Source organism: Salmonella sp. SAL00670 (assembly GCF_046552235.1).
Classification (GTDB): domain Bacteria; phylum Pseudomonadota; class Gammaproteobacteria; order Enterobacterales; family Enterobacteriaceae; genus Salmonella; species Salmonella enterica.
Genome location: NZ_JBGDUO010000006.1, coordinates 172,554 through 188,371, shown reverse-complemented (window position 1 = coordinate 188,371; position 15,818 = coordinate 172,554). Strand labels below are relative to the sequence as shown.

Here is a 15,818-nt window from a genome sequence, read left to right as displayed (position 1 = left end):
GTATTTCCCCAACTTATAGGTTTAGTGTTGTGGAACTAAAGTCTAGCCTGGCGGCTCAACTTTAGCCTGTATTGTTAGCGCCGGCGTAAACGGGACGCGACACAAAAGGTGTTCTACGCAATCCGTTGCTGGCAACTTATGGCCGCTGACGTTTCGCTCGTCATTAAACATTATGCCGCGAAAGGAAGAGTTGAACCAAATCATAAAATCGATTCAGCTAACGCTTTTCCTGTAACGATTAATTTCGCGCATCAAAATAATTAGTCTGGTTAAATACCAGTTCCGGCAGGGTGAATCAATGCCAGGTGAGGTGAAAGTTTGAAGCAGGCCACAAAAAAGCACCCAAAAAGGTGCTTTTTTACGCGTTTTTAACATGCTGGCATCACTGTTGCAGTTCTTTCTCAGTAAAGAGATCGGCGAACAACGCGGTGCTCAGATAACGCTCACCTGATGAAGGTAGGATAACCACAATATTCTTATTGGTAAAGCTTTCATCTTCCTGCAGCTTAAGCGCTGCAGCAACCGCGGCGCCGGAAGAAATTCCTGCCAGAATACCTTCCTCTTCCATCAGACGGCGCGCGGTAGAAATGGCTTCTTCATTGGTGATGCCAACCACTTTATCAATCAGTTTCAGATCCAGGTTGCCCGGGATGAAGCCTGCGCCGATGCCCTGAATTTTATGCGGGCCTGGTTTGATTTCTTCACCAGCCAGCGCCTGGGCAATAACCGGGGAGTCAGTGGGTTCTACCGCAACGGTGATAAGATCGGTTTTACCCTTCGTCCCTTTGATATAACGCGTGACGCCGGTTAACGTACCGCCAGTGCCGACGCCGGAGATAAACACATCCACCTGACCATCGGTGTCTTCCCAGATTTCCGGGCCGGTGGTTTTTTCATGGATTTCCGGGTTGGCAGGGTTGCTGAACTGCTGGAGCAGGAGATATTTTTGCGGATCGCTGGCGACAATTTCTTCGGCTTTCTGAATAGCGCCTTTCATCCCTTTCGCCCCTTCGGTCAGCACCAGATTCGCGCCTAATGCTTTGAGTAGCTTGCGGCGTTCAATGCTCATGGTTTCCGGCATGGTCAGGGTGAGTTTGTAACCGCGCGCGGCGGCGACATACGCCAGCGCAATACCGGTGTTGCCGCTGGTCGGCTCGACCAGTTCCACGCCAGGTTTCAGTACGCCACGCTTTTCGGCATCCCAAATCATATTGGCGCCGATACGGCACTTGACGCTGAAGCTCGGGTTGCGCGACTCCACCTTCGCCAGAATGCGTCCATTACCGATACGGTTCAGTCGAACCAGCGGCGTATGACCGATAGTCAGCGAGTTATCTTCATAAATCTTACTCATGGCCTGTCCTTAACTGTATGAAATTGGGATACCTTCCCAGCATACCTTCCAGCCAGATATGGGGAAGTAAGGATTTCGCATATCTATATGCTGATGGGAAATAATGGTTATCAGTATGGAATAAGAGACAGCATAAGCCATCTCTTATTTATACATTTTTACGTTATTTCCATAACGCGTGCTTAGCACGCCAGCAATCAACCCACATTGCCGTCGCGCCACAGACGGCGACAGGCATAATGAAAAGGTTAAGCACCGGAATCATCGTAAAGAGGCTGGTGAGCGCGCCAAATTGCATATTCGCCACCTTCTGCGTGCGCAACGCGGCGCGCATCGTTTTAAACGGCACTTTGTGGTTATCGAACGGGTAGTCGCAATACTGGATCGCCAGCATCCAGGCGCTGAACAAAAACCACAGCACCGGCGCGATGGTTTGGCCAATGCCAGGAATAAAATAGAGAACCAGCAGCACAATAGCACGCGGCAGATACCACGCCAGCTTTTGCCATTCACGTTTCATAATGCGCGGTACATCTTTCATGATGCCGAGTATGCCGGTATCTGGCGGCGTGGCGCCGGTTAACCGCGCCTCAAGCTGTTCGGCTAAAAGGCCGTTAAACGGCGCGGCGATCCAGTTGGCGAGGGTAGAGAAAAAATAGCCAAAGACCAACAGAACAGAGATAACTGCAATCGGCCACAGCAGATAGCTCAGCCATTGCAGCCAGTCCGGCACATGACTCATCAACGAAGGTATCCAGGCGTCAAGCTGGGTAAACAGCCACCAAAATGCGCCGCCCATCAGCACAATGTTGACCAGCAGAGGTAAAATAACAAAGCGGCGGATTCCCGGTAGGGTGACTAACTTCCATCCTTGCGAGAAATAATAGACGCCGCTACGTGGTACGGTTGTGGATGATGAAACCATATTCAGGACATACTCCTTTTTCTTAAAGCCCTGGGTAAACGTGGGATATCTTACCCGGTTATCAGACGGTGGATAGTTCGGAAATGTTCGAAAAAACAGCAAAAAGCACATTTTCCTTCATCTTTATGCTGCGAAAGCCAACAGTACACTTGCACTTGACGTAATCGGCAAATACTCTTAGTGAGTAAATGTTTGCCGTGGTGGCAAGGTGTTAGAACAACAGAGAATATAATGATGCAGGATTTGCGTCTGATATTAATCATTGTTGGCGCGATCGCCATAATCGCTTTACTGGTACATGGTTTCTGGACCAGCCGTAAAGAACGATCTTCTATGTTCCGCGATCGTCCACTAAAACGCATGAAATCGAAACGCGACGACGACTCGTATGACGACGATGTCGAAGAAGACGAAGGCGTGGGTGAAGTTCGTGTTCACCGCGTAAATCATGCCCCCGGCCAGTCGCAGGAGCATGATGCCCCTCGTCAGTCGCCGCAACACCAGTACCAGCCGCCTTATGCGTCTGCGCAACCGCGTCCAGCGGCGCCGCCGCAGCCGCAAGCGCCGATGCAACAGCCGGTTCAGCAACCGGTCCAACCTGCGCCGCAGCCTCAGCAGGTTCAGCCATCTGCGCCGCCGGTACAGCCGCCGCAACAGCAGCCTGCACCGCCGTCGCAAGCGCCGCAGCCTGTTGCGCAGCCCGCGCCGCCGCCATCAGCGCAAACCTTCCAGCCTGCGGAACCTGTGGTTGAGGCGGAACCGGTAGTGGAAGAAGCGCCGGTTGTGGAAAAACCGCAGCGTAAAGAGGCGGTCATCATTATGAACGTCGCGGCCCATCATGGCAGCGAGCTTAATGGTGAAGTGTTACTGAACAGTATTCAGCAGTCAGGCTTTAAATTTGGCGATATGAATATTTTCCATCGTCATTTGAGCCCGGACGGCAGCGGCCCGGCCTTGTTCAGTCTCGCGAATATGGTCAATCCGGGAACGTTCGATCCTGAAATGACGGACTTCACTACGCCTGGCGTCACTATCTTTATGCAGGTACCGTCTTACGGCGATGCGCTGCAGAATTTCAAGCTGATGCTGCAATCCGCGCAGCATATCGCTGATGAGGTCGGTGGCGTCGTGCTGGATGACCAGCGTCGGATGATGACGCCGCAGAAACTGCGCGAATATCAGGACCGCATCCGCGAGGTGATGGACGCTAACGCCTGAGGTTAACGCAGGTGTGACATTTTTAACGTAACCCCCGCCTGTCGGGGGTTTTTTATCATTGATGGTGTGATATGGAACCAATCGAACAACAACTGACAGAACTGCGAACCACGCTTCGCCATCATGAATATCTGTATCATGTGATGGATGCGCCAGAGATTCCCGACGCCGAATATGACCGCCTGATGCGGGAACTGCGAGAGCTGGAGGCGCAACGTCCGGACCTTATCACGCCGGATTCGCCCACGCAGCGCGTTGGCGCGGCGCCGCTGACGGCATTCAACCAGATTCGCCATGAAGTACCGATGCTGTCGCTCGATAACGTATTTGATGAAGAAAGCTTCCTGGCGTTTAACAAGCGAGTGCAGGATCGTCTAAAAAGCACGGAAAATGTCATCTGGTGCTGCGAGCTAAAGCTGGATGGCCTGGCGGTCAGCATTCTGTATGAAAACGGCGTGCTGGTGAGCGCTGCGACGCGTGGCGACGGCACCACCGGTGAAGATATCACTTCAAACGTGCGCACGATTCGCGCCATTCCGTTAAAGCTGCACGGCGATAACATTCCGGCGCGTCTTGAAGTTCGCGGAGAGGTATTTTTACCGCAGGCCGGGTTTGAAAAGATCAATGAAGACGCGCGCCGCACTGGCGGCAAAGTGTTTGCTAACCCGCGTAACGCGGCGGCGGGCTCGCTGCGTCAGCTCGATCCGCGTATTACGGCGAAGCGACCGCTAACATTTTTTTGCTACGGCGTCGGTATTCTGGAAGGCGGCGAGTTGCCGGATACGCATCTGGGACGTTTGCTGCAATTTAAAGCGTGGGGGTTACCGGTCAGCGATCGCGTGACGCTGTGCGATTCTCCCCAGGCGGTACTGGATTTTTATCGCAACGTCGAAAAAGATCGCCCCACGCTCGGTTTTGATATCGACGGCGTGGTGATTAAGGTCAACTCGCTGGCTTTGCAGGAACAGCTGGGCTTTGTGGCCCGCGCGCCGCGCTGGGCGGTGGCGTTTAAATTTCCTGCTCAGGAGCAGATGACTTTTGTGCGCGATGTTGAGTTTCAGGTCGGGCGCACTGGGGCGATTACGCCGGTGGCGCGTCTGGAACCGGTTCAGGTGGCTGGTGTGCTGGTCAGCAATGCCACGTTGCATAATGCCGATGAAATTGAGCGACTTGGCTTGCGCATTGGCGATAAGGTGGTTATCCGTCGGGCAGGCGATGTGATCCCTCAGGTGGTCAACGTGGTTCTGTCCGAACGCCCTGAAGAGACGCGTCCGATTGTGTTTCCAACGCACTGTCCGGTGTGCGGATCGGACGTAGAGCGCGTTGAAGGCGAAGCCGTTACCCGTTGTACCGGCGGGCTGATTTGCGGCGCGCAGCGTAAAGAGTCGTTGAAACATTTTGTGTCGCGCCGGGCGATGGATGTAGACGGGATGGGCGATAAGATCATCGACCAACTGGTGGAAAGGGAGTATGTCCATACGCCAGCGGATCTGTTCCGTCTGACGGCGGGTAAACTGACCGGCCTGGACCGAATGGGGCCAAAGTCCGCGCAAAATGTTGTTAACGCGCTGGAAAAAGCCAAAGCGACGACTTTTGCGCGTTTTCTCTATGCGCTGGGCATCCGTGAAGTGGGTGAAGCGACGGCGGCGGGGCTGGCGGCGTACTTCGGCACGCTGGAGGCGCTGCAGGCTGCCACCATTGACGAGTTGCAGAAAGTACCCGACGTGGGGATTGTGGTCGCTACGCACGTCTTTAACTTTTTTGCCGAAGAGAGCAATCGTGACGTGATTGGGCAGCTACTGGCGGAAGGGGTTCACTGGCCCGCGCCGGTAGTCATTAATGTGCAAGAGATTGATAGCCCGTTTGCCGGTAAAACCGTGGTACTAACCGGTAGCCTGAGCCAGATGTCTCGCGATGACGCTAAAGCGCGTTTAGTGGCGCTGGGCGCGAAAGTGGCAGGCAGCGTATCGAAGAAAACCGATCTGGTGATTGCCGGTGAAGCGGCGGGTTCGAAACTGGCCAAAGCGCAGGAACTGGGCATCAATGTCATTGATGAAGCGGAAATGATCCGCTTACTGGGTGCCTGAGATGGAAAAAGAGCAGTTGGTTGAAATCGCCAACACCGTGATGCCGTTCGGCAAATATCAGGGACGTCGATTGATCGACCTTCCGGAAGAGTATTTGCTGTGGTTTGCCCGTAAAGATCAGTTTCCGGCGGGTAAACTGGGGGAGTTGATGCAAATCACGCTGCTGATTAAAACCGAGGGGCTGACGCAACTGGTGCAGCCCCTTAAACGCCCGCTTTAAGCTTTCGCGGCGCGGCTTTCCTGCTGCGCCTGTAACTTCTCGGTCTGGCGTTTGTAGCGCCGTGCCAGCCCTGCGCAGACCATCAGTTGGATCTGGTGGAAGATCATCAGCGGTAATACCATCATACCCAGCACTGACGTTGGAAACAGAATATTGGCCATCGGGATCCCGTTGGCCAGGCTTTTTTTCGAACCGCAGAAAACAATAGTGATTTCGTCGGCTTTATTGAAGCCGCATTTACGGGCGACAAAGACGTTAATGGCGATGACGATCGCCAGCAGTACGAGGCTGACCACAACGATAAACAGCAGCGACCCCCAGCCGACTTTGTGCCAGATGCCGTTGACCACCGCTTCGCTGAACGCCGAGTAGACCACCAGCAGAATAGAGGTCTGATCCGTTTTCGCGATCCACTTTTTGTTGCGCGCGACCCAATTGCCGATCCACGGGCGAGACAGGTGTCCCAGCACAAAAGGCAGCAGCAGTTGCAGCATAATTTTGCCCACCTCTTCCAGACTGCCCTGCGCGCCATGAATATTCATTACCAGACCGACCAGCAGCGGCGACAGGAAAATGCCCAGCAGGCTGGACGCAGACGCTGAGCACACCGCGGCCGCGACGTTACCGCCCGCGAGTGAAGTAAATGCAATCGCCGACTGCACGGTGGCGGGCAAAATACACAGATACAGAAAGCCGCTGTAGAGCATAGGGTCGACATTGACAGGCGCCCACCAGGCAAACAGTACGCCGAGGACAGGAAAGAGCACAAAAGTGCTACACATGACCCACAGATGCAACCGCCAGTGGCTGCCGCCAGCGATGATCGCTTCACGCGAAAGCTTCGCGCCATGCATAAAAAACAGCAGAGCGATGGCCGCTGTCGTAATGCCTTCAACGACAGGCACAAAGCTGCCTTCCGCCGGGAAAAAAGAGGCCAGTAGTACCACGGTGATAAGTGTCAGCGTGAAAGGGTCAAGGATACGAAAAAGTTTCATAAAAACTCCTGAAAGTCGGTGCAGCTATTTTGCGTTTTTCGCTTTGAGAAATAAAATTGATTTATTGCATCTATATATGAATCTAGTCGATGAACTATTCACTGCGTCAACTGCGTATTTTTATTACCGTCGCCCAGGCCAAAAGTTTCAGTCGGGCAGGGGACAGGATTGGACTGAGCCAGTCTGCGGTCAGTCATAGCGTAAAAGAGCTGGAGCGGCAAACCGGCGTCAGACTGTTGGATCGCACTACGCGTGAGGTGGTGCTGACCGAGGCGGGGCAACAACTGGCGACGCGTCTGGAGCGGGTGCTTGATGAACTGAACAGCATACTGCGCGATGCAGGCAGAGTAGGGACACAATTAACCGGCACCGTGCGCGTTGCCGCGAGCCAAACCATTTCTGCGCATCTTATTCCGCAATGCATTGCCCAAAGTAATTCACTTTATCCCGCTATTGATTTTGTATTGCACGATCGTCCGCAGCAGTGGGTGCTGGAGAGCATCCGCCAGGGTGAAGTGGATTTTGGCATCGTTATCGATCCCGGCGCAGCGGTGGATTTACAGTGTGAAGCCATCTTATCAGAGCCTTTTTTACTGTTGTGTCGCCAGGATCATCCGCTGGCGCATCAGGAATGGGTGAGCTGGCAGGATCTTAAACAGGCCTCGCTGGTCTTACAGGATTATGCTTCCGGCAGTCGACCGCTGATTGATGCGGCGCTGGCCCATTTTGCTATTGAGGCGGATATCGTGCAGGAGATTGGTCACCCGGCCACGCTGTTTCCAATGGTGGAAGCGGGAATCGGCATCAGCGTGCTGCCCGCGCTGGCGTTACCGCTCCCGCAGGGCAGCCACTTACAGGTTAAACGGCTGACGCCCGTAGTTGAAAGGCAGCTCATGCTGGCGCGGCGAAAAAACCGATCGCTCTCCACGGCGGCGCAGGCGTTGTGGGACGTGGTGCGTACTCAGGCCAGCGAATTAACCGCCGCGAGGGTGAAAGATCCGCTGTATCAGCTATAAATATCTATCTGTCCGTGTGTGAGGTGCGGTCTTGCCCTGCCATTTTTGACAGGGCAGTGTGTTAAAACAGGTATTTGATGGAATAAATAATGCCATCCTGCAGGAAGGATTCTCCTAACTTATTATCAGCGTAACGATATTGTACTCCTGCGGTCAGGTGAGGAGTCGCATTCCACCACAGCGCTACTGCGCCATTAATGCCATCTTTCCCGCCATTGCCCGCAGCGTAGGACGCATCGCGGTCAAACTCATACTCATTCCAGTTCGTTACGCTGAATTTCTCACTACCCAACGAGAAGCTATAGCCGGCCACCCAACCTAATACATAACCATTATCGCCTGTGTAGTAGGTCTGATCGGTATAACGTTTGGCAAAGAAGGGTTTAAACCAGTAACCGTTACCTGTGAAGTTATAGCCTAAACCATAGAGAAACATGTCATCATGGAAATTAGCGCGATGAGGTGAACCGTACGTCCCGTAGGCATGGAGATAGAGGTTTAATCCTGTATCGCCCAGATAAATACGGTTGGTATTTTTAAAGGTGTAACGCTGTTCGCTGCCTGGTTTAGCGTGGCGGCCATTGTAAAAATTTTCCCAGTCGAAGAACCCGTACATTTCTCCCCAGCTAAAATTCGCTCCGCCTTCCAGTTCCAGGTACCCAAAATCATCTTTATGGGATTTTTTACTGGTTTTTTCCGTGGTGTCTGATGTCCAGTCGAGGTAATGGAGGCCGATATCGGCGAACCCGCCTTTAAATTCCGCATGGGTGAGTGCGGGAATAATGAGTAAAGAAGAAAGCGTCAGAGTAAGAATTTTTTTCATAGCATATTTCCCTATGCCGATAATTATTAATGGGTTAATTAAAAAGAGGCAATTTATAAATATGAAAGCGGCATATTGTTAATATGAAGTGCAAGCAAAAACCAATACTGTTTTCCCTCTGTATTAATACAGAAGCGATCTAAATCTATCGATATTAAATGGCTATTGATGACACGTGAAAAGTGTATTGGTCAGCAAGGGGCGATGGTCGTTATAAAAAGGAGTCAAATTAAATCCGATAGAACAAGGAAACTTATGCCTCACGCTCTTTTTTCTCATAATCCTGAGTATTGTATTGATATTATTCATGCACATAAACCGGCATTTACCCCGCGCGTCGCGTTTATTTTAGGCTCCGGGTTGGGTGCTCTGGCGGATCAAATCGAAGATGCGGTAGCCATTTCTTACGAGAAATTGCCGGGATTTCCCGTCAGCACCGTACACGGCCATGCTGGTGAACTGGTGCTCGGCCATCTGGCGGGTGTTCCGGTGGCCTGTATGAAAGGCCGCGGACATTTTTATGAAGGGCGTGGAATGGCGGTGATGACCGATGCCATTCGCACGTTGAAATTACTGGGCTGTGAAGTGTTGTTCTGCACCAATGCGGCAGGATCTCTGCGTCCGGAAGTGGGGCCGGGTAGCCTGGTTGCGCTTAGCGATCACATTAATACGATGCCCGGTACGCCGATGGTGGGGCCAAACGATGATCGTTATGGCGATCGCTTCTTCTCGCTGGCTAATGCTTATGACGCAGATTATCGCGCCATGCTTCAGTCCGTTGCGGCAGAGGAGGGATTCACCCTCACTGAAGGCGTATTTGTTTCTTATCCGGGTCCGAACTTCGAAACGGCGGCAGAAATCCGCATGATGCAGATTATTGGCGGCGATGTGGTCGGAATGTCCGTTGTCCCTGAGGTGATTAGCGCACGTCATTGTGGCCTCAAAGTTGTTGCCGTCTCAGCGATCACCAATCTGGCGGAAGGGCTGGGCGATGTAAAACTCTCCCATGCGCAAACGCTGGCGGCGGCTGAACTTTCCCGGCAGAACTTTATAAATCTGATTTGCGGCTTTTTACGTAAGCTGGCCTAAACACAATGACTACGGCCCCGTATTGGGGCTTTATCTCACGGCAAGGAATAAAAAATGGGTATTACGTCCCGCTTAAAAGTCATGTCGTTCTTGCAATATTTTATCTGGGGGAGCTGGCTGGTTACCCTGGGCTCTTACATGATCAACACTCTGGATTTTACCGGCGCGAATGTCGGTATGGTCTACAGCTCAAAAGGACTGGCAGCGATTATCATGCCGGGCATTATGGGGATCATTGCTGATAAATGGCTGCGCGCTGAGCGAGCCTACATGCTTTGCCATCTGGTTTGCGCGGGGGCGTTATTGTACGCCACCACCGTTACCGATCCCCAGACGATGTTCTGGGTGATGTTGGTTAATGCGATGGCGTATATGCCAACGATTGCATTATCCAATAGCGTTTCGTACTCCTGTCTGGCGAAAGCAGGTCAGGATCCGGTAACGTCATTTCCGCCTGTGCGCGTTTTCGGCACAATAGGTTTTATTGTTGCGATGTGGACGGTGAGCCTGATGGGGCTGGAACTGAGCAGTGCGCAATTATACATCGCTTCTGGCGCATCGTTATTGCTGGCCCTGTATGCGCTGACGTTACCGAAAATTCCGGTAGCCGAGAAGAAGGCGAACACCACGCTTGCCAGTAAGCTCGGACTGGATGCTTTTGTTCTGTTTAAAAATCCACGCATGGCAATCTTCTTTTTGTTTGCGATGATGTTGGGGGCGGTGCTGCAAATTACCAATGTCTTCGGTAATCCGTTCCTGCATGATTTTGCCCGTAATCCTGAGTTTGCCGACAGCTTTGTGGTGAAGTATCCCTCTATCTTGCTTTCAGTTTCGCAGATGGCGGAAGTGGGCTTTATCCTCACCATTCCGTTCTTCCTTAAACGCTTTGGTATTAAAACGGTAATGCTGATGAGTATGCTGGCGTGGACGCTGCGTTTCGGCTTCTTTGCCTTTGGCGATCCATCCCCGTTTGGCTTTGTGCTACTGCTGCTGTCGATGATTGTTTATGGCTGCGCATTTGATTTCTTCAACATCTCAGGGTCAGTATTTGTAGAGCAGGAGGTGGACTCAAGTATTCGCGCCAGCGCGCAGGGGCTATTTATGACCATGGTTAACGGCGTGGGGGCGTGGATTGGGTCTCTTTTAAGCGGTATGGCCGTGGATTATTTTTCTATTGATGGTGTAAAAGATTGGCAAACCATTTGGCTGGTTTTTGCCGCCTACGCTCTGGCATTGGCCGTTATTTTTGCATTGTTCTTTAAATATCAGCACCATCCAGAAAAACTGTCGACCAAATCATTAGCACATTAATTTTATTTGACTGGCGAGAGGATGTTCGCCAGTCCATTTTTATGAACAAGGACACAGTATGAAAGAAATTATTCTCTCCTCCGGTATTGGATTTGGTATTGGCGCATTTTTTACTTTATGCCGTATACCTATTCCCGCACCAAATGTTTTACCCGGGGTATTATCTATTGTATTTATGTATATTGGGTATCTTGTCGTTAAATCTATTTTTTACTAGGTAATATGGTAAATTCCAGACGTTATCCTTTATTGCTGGAGTGCGATAGTGATGGAACGAGCCCATCGTATTGATCTAAAGCTATTACGTTATTTCCTCGCTGTTGCAGAAGAATTGCATTTTGGCCGGGCTGCTGCCCGGTTAAATATGTCACAACCTCCCTTGAGTATCCATATCAAAGAACTTGAACAGCAACTGGGTACATTGCTGTTTATCCGTCATTCCCGCAGCGTTGCATTAACCCATGCCGGGAAAGTTTTGATGGAAGAGTCTCGTCGCTTGTTAGCCAATGCAAATCAGGCGCTGGCGCGAGTGGAGCAGATTGGTCGCGGTGAAGCGGGGCGCATTGAACTGGGTGTGGTTGGTACGGCGCTGTGGGGAAGAATGCGTCCTGCGATGCGTCACTTTTTGAAAGCAAATCCCAATGTTGAAGTACTTTTTCGCGAAAAGTCTCCAGGTATGCAAATGGCGTTGTTAGAGCGTCGGGAACTTGATGCAGGGATCTGGCGTATGGCTATCGAACCAGCAGTCGGTTTTACCAGCATACGTTTGCATGAATCTGCATTCATGGTTGCAGTTCCGGAAGATCACGATCTGGCATCCAGAGATTCTGTGCCGCTGTCGGCGTTGCGCAATGAATATTTTGTTACGTTGCCTTCCGTACATTCTGATTGGGGATTTTTACAACGTGTATGCCAACAGGCGGGTTTCTCGCCAATGATTATTCGGGAAGTGGTTGAGCCGCAAACGGTGTTGGCGATGATCAGTATGGGGATCGGGATTACGTTGATGGCTGATGGCTATGCGCAAATGAGCTGGCCGGGTGTGGTGTTCCGTCCGTTAGAGGAACGTATTCCGGCGGATTTGTATATTGTGTATGACCAGCAGCAGGCAACGCCAGCACTGGAGAAACTGGTGGCGGCGTTGACGGTATGATGTCTGTGCCGGATGGCGATTAACGTCTTATCCGGCCTACGTGTGCGGTGTCGTCTGTGCCGGATGGCGACTAACGTCTTATCCGGCCTACGTGTGCGGTGTCGTCTGTGCCGGATGGCGATTAACGTCTTATCCGGCCTACGCGTGCGGTGTCGTCTGTAGGCCTGATAAGCGCAGCGCATCAGGCAAGACCCGAACCTGCTGCAGGTTCGAATCTTCCATATCGCAGATAGCAAAAAAGCGCCTTTAGGGCGCTTTTTTACATTGGTGGGTCGTGCAGGATTCGAACCTGCGACCAATTGATTAAAAGTCAACTGCTCTACCAACTGAGCTAACGACCCGAAGTGGTGGGTGATGACGGGATCGAACCGCCGACCCCCTCCTTGTAAGGGAGGTGCTCTCCCAGCTGAGCTAATCACCCACTTCGGTACTTCACACAATAAGAAATTTAGCTGGTGAGAAAGTGGTGGGTGATGACGGGATCGAACCGCCGACCCCCTCCTTGTAAGGGAGGTGCTCTCCCAGCTGAGCTAATCACCCACTTCTCAATTTCTTATCTACACGGCGGAGACTACATAAAGTAGTTGGTGGGTGATGACGGGATCGAACCGCCGACCCCCTCCTTGTAAGGGAGGTGCTCTCCCAGCTGAGCTAATCACCCCCGCTGTGTGGAGTCGCATTATAGGGAGAGTTGAAAATGAGTCAACGCATTTTCTAAAGTTTTTGTTTGTTCGTCGTAAAATTAAACAAAACGATCGTGAATTACCCCGCACTGCATGATTTCTATACGGAAATAGCAAAGCGCAGCGTTCTGACCGGATCAACATTGAGGAATCAAGCCACAGTGATAGAATACAAGGCTATTCATCTTTCCAGGATTTGCCGGTTGTCGGCATCTTTATAAACGTAAGGCCATTTCATGAAAATCAAAACTCGCTTCGCGCCTAGCCCGACAGGTTATCTGCACGTCGGCGGCGCGCGTACTGCTCTTTATTCCTGGCTTTTCGCACGTCACCACGGCGGTGAGTTCGTGCTGCGTATTGAAGACACCGATCTTGAGCGTTCCACGCCGGAAGCCATTGAAGCCATCATGGATGGTATGAACTGGCTGAACCTGGAATGGGACGAAGGCCCATATTTCCAGACCAAACGTTTTGATCGCTATAACGCGGTGATTGACGAGATGCTGGAGGCGGGAACAGCCTATAAATGCTACTGCTCTAAAGAGCGTCTGGAGCAACTGCGTGAAGATCAGATGGCGAAAGGCGAGAAGCCGCGTTATGACGGGCGTTGCCGTCACAGTCACGAACATCATGCCGACGATGAGCCATGCGTGGTGCGCTTTGCCAACCCGCAGGACGGTTCCGTTATTTTTGATGATCAGATCCGTGGGCCGATCGAATTCAGCAATCAGGAGCTGGACGATCTGATCATTCGTCGTACCGACGGTTCCCCAACCTACAACTTCTGTGTGGTGGTGGACGACTGGGATATGGAAATTACCCATGTGATTCGTGGCGAAGACCATATCAACAATACTCCGCGCCAGATTAACATTCTGAAAGCGTTAAACGCGCCGGTGCCGATGTACGCGCATGTGTCGATGATTAACGGCGACGACGGTAAAAAGCTGTCTAAACGCCACGGTGCGGTGAGCGTGATGCAGTATCGCGATGACGGTTATCTGCCGGAAGCGTTGCTGAACTATCTGGTGCGTCTGGGCTGGTCCAGCGGCGATCAGGAAATCTTCACCCGCGAAGAGATGATCAAGCTGTTCTCCCTCGGTGCGGTGAGCAAGTCTGCGAGCGCGTTCAACACCGATAAACTGCTGTGGCTGAACCACCACTATATCAATACGCTGGCGCCGGAATATGTGGCGACGCATTTGCAGTGGCATATCGAGCAGGAAAATATCGACACCCGTAACGGCCCGCAGCTTGCTGAACTGGTGAAGTTGCTGGGTGAGCGCTGCAAAACTCTGAAAGAGATGGCGCAGAGCTGCCGCTACTTCTATGAAGACTTCAGTGAGTTTGACGCCGATGCGGCGAAAAAACACCTCCGCCCGGTGGCGCGTCAGCCGCTGGAAGTGGTGCGCGACAAGCTGTCGGCGATTACGGACTGGTCAGCAGAAAACGTCCACCACGCGATTCAGGCAACGGCGGATGAGCTGGAAGTGGGGATGGGTAAAGTAGGGATGCCGCTGCGTGTGGCTGTGACCGGTGCCGGGCAGTCGCCTGCGCTGGATGTCACCGTACATGCGATTGGTAAAACCCGCAGCATTGAGCGTATCAACAAAGCGCTGGGCTTTATCGCCGAGCGTGAAAGTCAGCAGTAACGCCAGCTGAAACAGAATAAACGGCAGGGCAGACGCCTGCCGTTTATTCTTTGTTAGTCCGCCTCATTGATACCTAAACGCGTCAGAAATCCGCGAATACCTTCCCGCGATAAAAACAGCGCCAGTTTTTCCTGTTCCTGAGCAGACATATTTTCAACGGCATCAATAATTTGTCGATAAGCGTGACTGTGCGCCGCGTTCGCATATTCTGCGAAAGCCTCTTCCGCCTGATAAAACGCAGGCAGTTTGCGAAAAGCCGGAATATTGAGAATAAACTCCCGCACGCTGGCATCAATATGGATGAGTCTTGCGCGTCCGCCTTTGACGCCGGGAAATTTTTCGGTTTTCCAGTGTTGTTCTCTGATCCAGCGATTGACGGTTTGTCTGGCCACGCCGAGGCATTCAGCCAGCTCTTCAGTGGTCATTTTACTGCGTAATCTTTTCATATTATTTGCTATCGCGTATCCCTAAGCGTTGTAACAAACCGGTAATCCCTTCACGCACGAGGAGAGAGGTAAACTGTTTCTGCTCGGATGAGGTCATCTCTTTGGCGAGCGTCATGAGCAGCGCTTCAAGCGATGCGTTGCTGGCAGGCGTGAATGTGTCTGCGTGATGGTCAACTGAACGTTCAGCGCTGCGGATATATTCACGAACCTGTTCGTTTACATGAACCAGACGGGCTTTACCGCCCTGGACGCCAGGTTTGGGCGATGTTGCCCAGCCTTCTTTCCGTACCCATTTATTGATGGTTTGTCGGCTGTAACCGGTGAGATTAGCGAGTTCTTCTGGCGTCATCCGTTCCTTGAACATAACGATTCCCTGAATAGTCGTGGGGTTAATTAGTGGTTCATTTTATAGCACCATTTTAGTCGAAACCGTGACGTGTTTAACTACTGAATGCGAGTTGTGCCGCAATGTCCTTTATTTGAATGCTTTTTCAGCGATTGAATTCGGCAAGTTCATTTTGCCGTTGACACATGCCGAGGGAATTCATATGATGCCGCCCGTCAACTCGACAAGCTTTACGTAGTGGGGCTATAGCTCAGCTGGGAGAGCGCTTGCATGGCATGCAAGAGGTCAGCGGTTCGATCCCGCTTAGCTCCACCAACATTCAAACCCTCGCTGAAAAGCGGGGGTTTTTGCTTTTTGTCACAAAATTTATGGCGTCTGAGCTGCTCTTCAGGTGCGTTTGTTTGCCGCTGCTTTTGCGGTCAATATGAGCTTTTGTTAGATTGCTTCATAATGCGAATATACTTATTATTCATGCGCCTTATATAATGATGTGAGCATTA

At 51.8% G+C, this 15,818-nt stretch carries 15 protein-coding genes and 5 tRNA genes; 10 read left to right on the top strand and 10 right to left on the bottom strand.

Features of this window, described 5'->3' with window-relative positions:
• Nucleotides 1-382: 382 nt before the first annotated feature.
• Both cysK and cysZ read right to left on the bottom strand, forming a co-directional pair.
• Nucleotides 383-1,354, bottom strand: coding sequence for a cysteine synthase A (gene cysK, locus ACLJRS_RS18995; RefSeq protein WP_000036904.1), 972 nt, complete (start codon nucleotides 1,352-1,354; stop codon nucleotides 383-385).
• Nucleotides 1,355-1,517: 163 nt separating this feature from the next.
• Nucleotides 1,518-2,279 carry a sulfate transporter CysZ gene (cysZ, locus tag ACLJRS_RS18990; protein WP_000255008.1) on the bottom strand — a complete coding sequence of 254 codons (762 nt, stop codon included), beginning with the start codon at nucleotides 2,277-2,279 and terminating at the stop codon, nucleotides 1,518-1,520.
• A 231-nt stretch (nucleotides 2,280-2,510) separates the two neighbouring features.
• Between cysZ and zipA the strand changes: the two genes are divergently transcribed.
• From zipA to ACLJRS_RS18975, 3 genes are all read left to right on the top strand, one after another.
• On the top strand, nucleotides 2,511-3,497 hold the full coding sequence (gene zipA, locus ACLJRS_RS18985; protein ID WP_000983126.1) for a cell division protein ZipA: 987 nt from the start codon (nucleotides 2,511-2,513) through the stop codon (nucleotides 3,495-3,497).
• Between the two features lie 71 nt (nucleotides 3,498-3,568).
• On the top strand, nucleotides 3,569-5,584 hold the full coding sequence (gene ligA, locus ACLJRS_RS18980; protein WP_000433279.1) for an NAD-dependent DNA ligase LigA: 2,016 nt from the start codon (nucleotides 3,569-3,571) through the stop codon (nucleotides 5,582-5,584).
• 1 nt (nucleotide 5,585) lies between these two features.
• Nucleotides 5,586-5,804: a DUF3820 family protein gene (locus tag ACLJRS_RS18975; RefSeq protein ID WP_001519708.1), complete on the top strand. Its 219-nt coding sequence runs from the start codon at nucleotides 5,586-5,588 to the stop codon at nucleotides 5,802-5,804.
• Here the strand turns inward: ACLJRS_RS18975 and ACLJRS_RS18970 are convergent.
• The gene (locus tag ACLJRS_RS18970) at nucleotides 5,801-6,799 is read right to left on the bottom strand and encodes a bile acid:sodium symporter family protein (RefSeq protein ID WP_000765581.1); all 999 of its coding nucleotides are present in this window, start codon (nucleotides 6,797-6,799) and stop codon (nucleotides 5,801-5,803) included. The two genes, ACLJRS_RS18975 and ACLJRS_RS18970, sit on opposite strands and share 4 nt — an antisense overlap.
• An 89-nt stretch (nucleotides 6,800-6,888) precedes the next feature.
• Here ACLJRS_RS18970 and ACLJRS_RS18965 point away from each other — a divergent pair, with 89 nt between their 5' ends.
• Nucleotides 6,889-7,815: a LysR family transcriptional regulator gene (locus ACLJRS_RS18965; protein WP_001109832.1), complete on the top strand. Its 927-nt coding sequence runs from the start codon at nucleotides 6,889-6,891 to the stop codon at nucleotides 7,813-7,815.
• Between the two features lie 61 nt (nucleotides 7,816-7,876).
• Here ACLJRS_RS18965 and ACLJRS_RS18960 read toward each other — a convergent pair whose 3' ends face one another.
• Complete coding sequence (locus ACLJRS_RS18960) at nucleotides 7,877-8,638, bottom strand: outer membrane protein (RefSeq protein WP_000722926.1); 762 nt, start codon at nucleotides 8,636-8,638, stop codon at nucleotides 7,877-7,879.
• Nucleotides 8,639-8,893: 255 nt separating this feature from the next.
• Here ACLJRS_RS18960 and xapA point away from each other — a divergent pair, with 255 nt between their 5' ends.
• From xapA to ACLJRS_RS18940, 4 genes are read left to right on the top strand one after another with little or no spacing between them, the layout of a single operon-like run.
• Complete coding sequence (xapA, locus tag ACLJRS_RS18955; RefSeq protein ID WP_001119750.1) at nucleotides 8,894-9,727, top strand: xanthosine phosphorylase; 834 nt, start codon at nucleotides 8,894-8,896, stop codon at nucleotides 9,725-9,727.
• A gap of 54 nt (nucleotides 9,728-9,781) precedes the next feature.
• The gene (locus ACLJRS_RS18950; protein WP_000513241.1) at nucleotides 9,782-11,038 is read left to right on the top strand and encodes a nucleoside permease; all 1,257 of its coding nucleotides are present in this window, start codon (nucleotides 9,782-9,784) and stop codon (nucleotides 11,036-11,038) included.
• Between the two features lie 58 nt (nucleotides 11,039-11,096).
• Nucleotides 11,097-11,255 carry a XapX domain-containing protein gene (locus tag ACLJRS_RS18945; RefSeq protein WP_000658727.1) on the top strand — a complete coding sequence of 53 codons (159 nt, stop codon included), beginning with the start codon at nucleotides 11,097-11,099 and terminating at the stop codon, nucleotides 11,253-11,255.
• Nucleotides 11,256-11,306: 51 nt separating this feature from the next.
• Nucleotides 11,307-12,191 carry a LysR family transcriptional regulator gene (locus ACLJRS_RS18940; protein WP_000438886.1) on the top strand — a complete coding sequence of 295 codons (885 nt, stop codon included), beginning with the start codon at nucleotides 11,307-11,309 and terminating at the stop codon, nucleotides 12,189-12,191.
• A gap of 265 nt (nucleotides 12,192-12,456) precedes the next feature.
• Here ACLJRS_RS18940 and ACLJRS_RS18935 read toward each other — a convergent pair.
• The 4 genes from ACLJRS_RS18935 to ACLJRS_RS18920 form a co-directional block, all read right to left on the bottom strand.
• Nucleotides 12,457-12,532, bottom strand: a tRNA-Lys gene (locus ACLJRS_RS18935).
• Between the two features lie 4 nt (nucleotides 12,533-12,536).
• Nucleotides 12,537-12,612 (bottom strand) — tRNA-Val (locus ACLJRS_RS18930).
• Between the two features lie 43 nt (nucleotides 12,613-12,655).
• Nucleotides 12,656-12,731: transfer RNA gene (locus ACLJRS_RS18925), tRNA-Val, on the bottom strand.
• A gap of 45 nt (nucleotides 12,732-12,776) precedes the next feature.
• Nucleotides 12,777-12,852, bottom strand: a tRNA-Val gene (locus ACLJRS_RS18920).
• A gap of 258 nt (nucleotides 12,853-13,110) precedes the next feature.
• On the opposite strand from ACLJRS_RS18920, the gene gltX reads away from it, so the two are divergent.
• Entirely contained in the window at nucleotides 13,111-14,526 is a 1,416-nt protein-coding gene (gltX, locus tag ACLJRS_RS18915; protein WP_000695623.1) for a glutamate--tRNA ligase, read from the top strand.
• A 53-nt stretch (nucleotides 14,527-14,579) separates the two neighbouring features.
• On the opposite strand, the gene ACLJRS_RS18910 is transcribed toward gltX, so the two are convergent.
• Nucleotides 14,580-14,972, bottom strand: a complete 393-nt coding sequence (locus tag ACLJRS_RS18910; protein ID WP_000826514.1) for a MerR family transcriptional regulator — start codon at nucleotides 14,970-14,972, stop codon at nucleotides 14,580-14,582.
• Nucleotide 14,973: 1 nt separating this feature from the next.
• Complete coding sequence (locus ACLJRS_RS18905; protein ID WP_000472034.1) at nucleotides 14,974-15,336, bottom strand: MerR family transcriptional regulator; 363 nt, start codon at nucleotides 15,334-15,336, stop codon at nucleotides 14,974-14,976.
• Between the two features lie 221 nt (nucleotides 15,337-15,557).
• Between ACLJRS_RS18905 and ACLJRS_RS18900 the strand changes: the two genes are divergently transcribed.
• Nucleotides 15,558-15,633: transfer RNA gene (locus tag ACLJRS_RS18900), tRNA-Ala, on the top strand.
• Nucleotides 15,634-15,818 lie beyond the last annotated feature (185 nt).

Coding starts and splice junctions, on each gene's coding strand:
- cysK (WP_000036904.1), bottom strand. CDS start 1,354: ATGAGTAAGATTTATGAAGATAACTCGCTGACTATCGGTCATACGCCG.
- cysZ (WP_000255008.1), bottom strand. CDS start 2,279: ATGGTTTCATCATCCACAACCGTACCACGTAGCGGCGTCTATTATTTC.
- zipA (WP_000983126.1), top strand. CDS start 2,511: ATGATGCAGGATTTGCGTCTGATATTAATCATTGTTGGCGCGATCGCC.
- ligA (WP_000433279.1), top strand. CDS start 3,569: ATGGAACCAATCGAACAACAACTGACAGAACTGCGAACCACGCTTCGC.
- ACLJRS_RS18975 (WP_001519708.1), top strand. CDS start 5,586: ATGGAAAAAGAGCAGTTGGTTGAAATCGCCAACACCGTGATGCCGTTC.
- ACLJRS_RS18970 (WP_000765581.1), bottom strand. CDS start 6,799: ATGAAACTTTTTCGTATCCTTGACCCTTTCACGCTGACACTTATCACC.
- ACLJRS_RS18965 (WP_001109832.1), top strand. CDS start 6,889: ATGAACTATTCACTGCGTCAACTGCGTATTTTTATTACCGTCGCCCAG.
- ACLJRS_RS18960 (WP_000722926.1), bottom strand. CDS start 8,638: ATGAAAAAAATTCTTACTCTGACGCTTTCTTCTTTACTCATTATTCCC.
- xapA (WP_001119750.1), top strand. CDS start 8,894: ATGCCTCACGCTCTTTTTTCTCATAATCCTGAGTATTGTATTGATATT.
- ACLJRS_RS18950 (WP_000513241.1), top strand. CDS start 9,782: ATGGGTATTACGTCCCGCTTAAAAGTCATGTCGTTCTTGCAATATTTT.
- ACLJRS_RS18945 (WP_000658727.1), top strand. CDS start 11,097: ATGAAAGAAATTATTCTCTCCTCCGGTATTGGATTTGGTATTGGCGCA.
- ACLJRS_RS18940 (WP_000438886.1), top strand. CDS start 11,307: ATGGAACGAGCCCATCGTATTGATCTAAAGCTATTACGTTATTTCCTC.
- gltX (WP_000695623.1), top strand. CDS start 13,111: ATGAAAATCAAAACTCGCTTCGCGCCTAGCCCGACAGGTTATCTGCAC.
- ACLJRS_RS18910 (WP_000826514.1), bottom strand. CDS start 14,972: ATGAAAAGATTACGCAGTAAAATGACCACTGAAGAGCTGGCTGAATGC.
- ACLJRS_RS18905 (WP_000472034.1), bottom strand. CDS start 15,336: ATGTTCAAGGAACGGATGACGCCAGAAGAACTCGCTAATCTCACCGGT.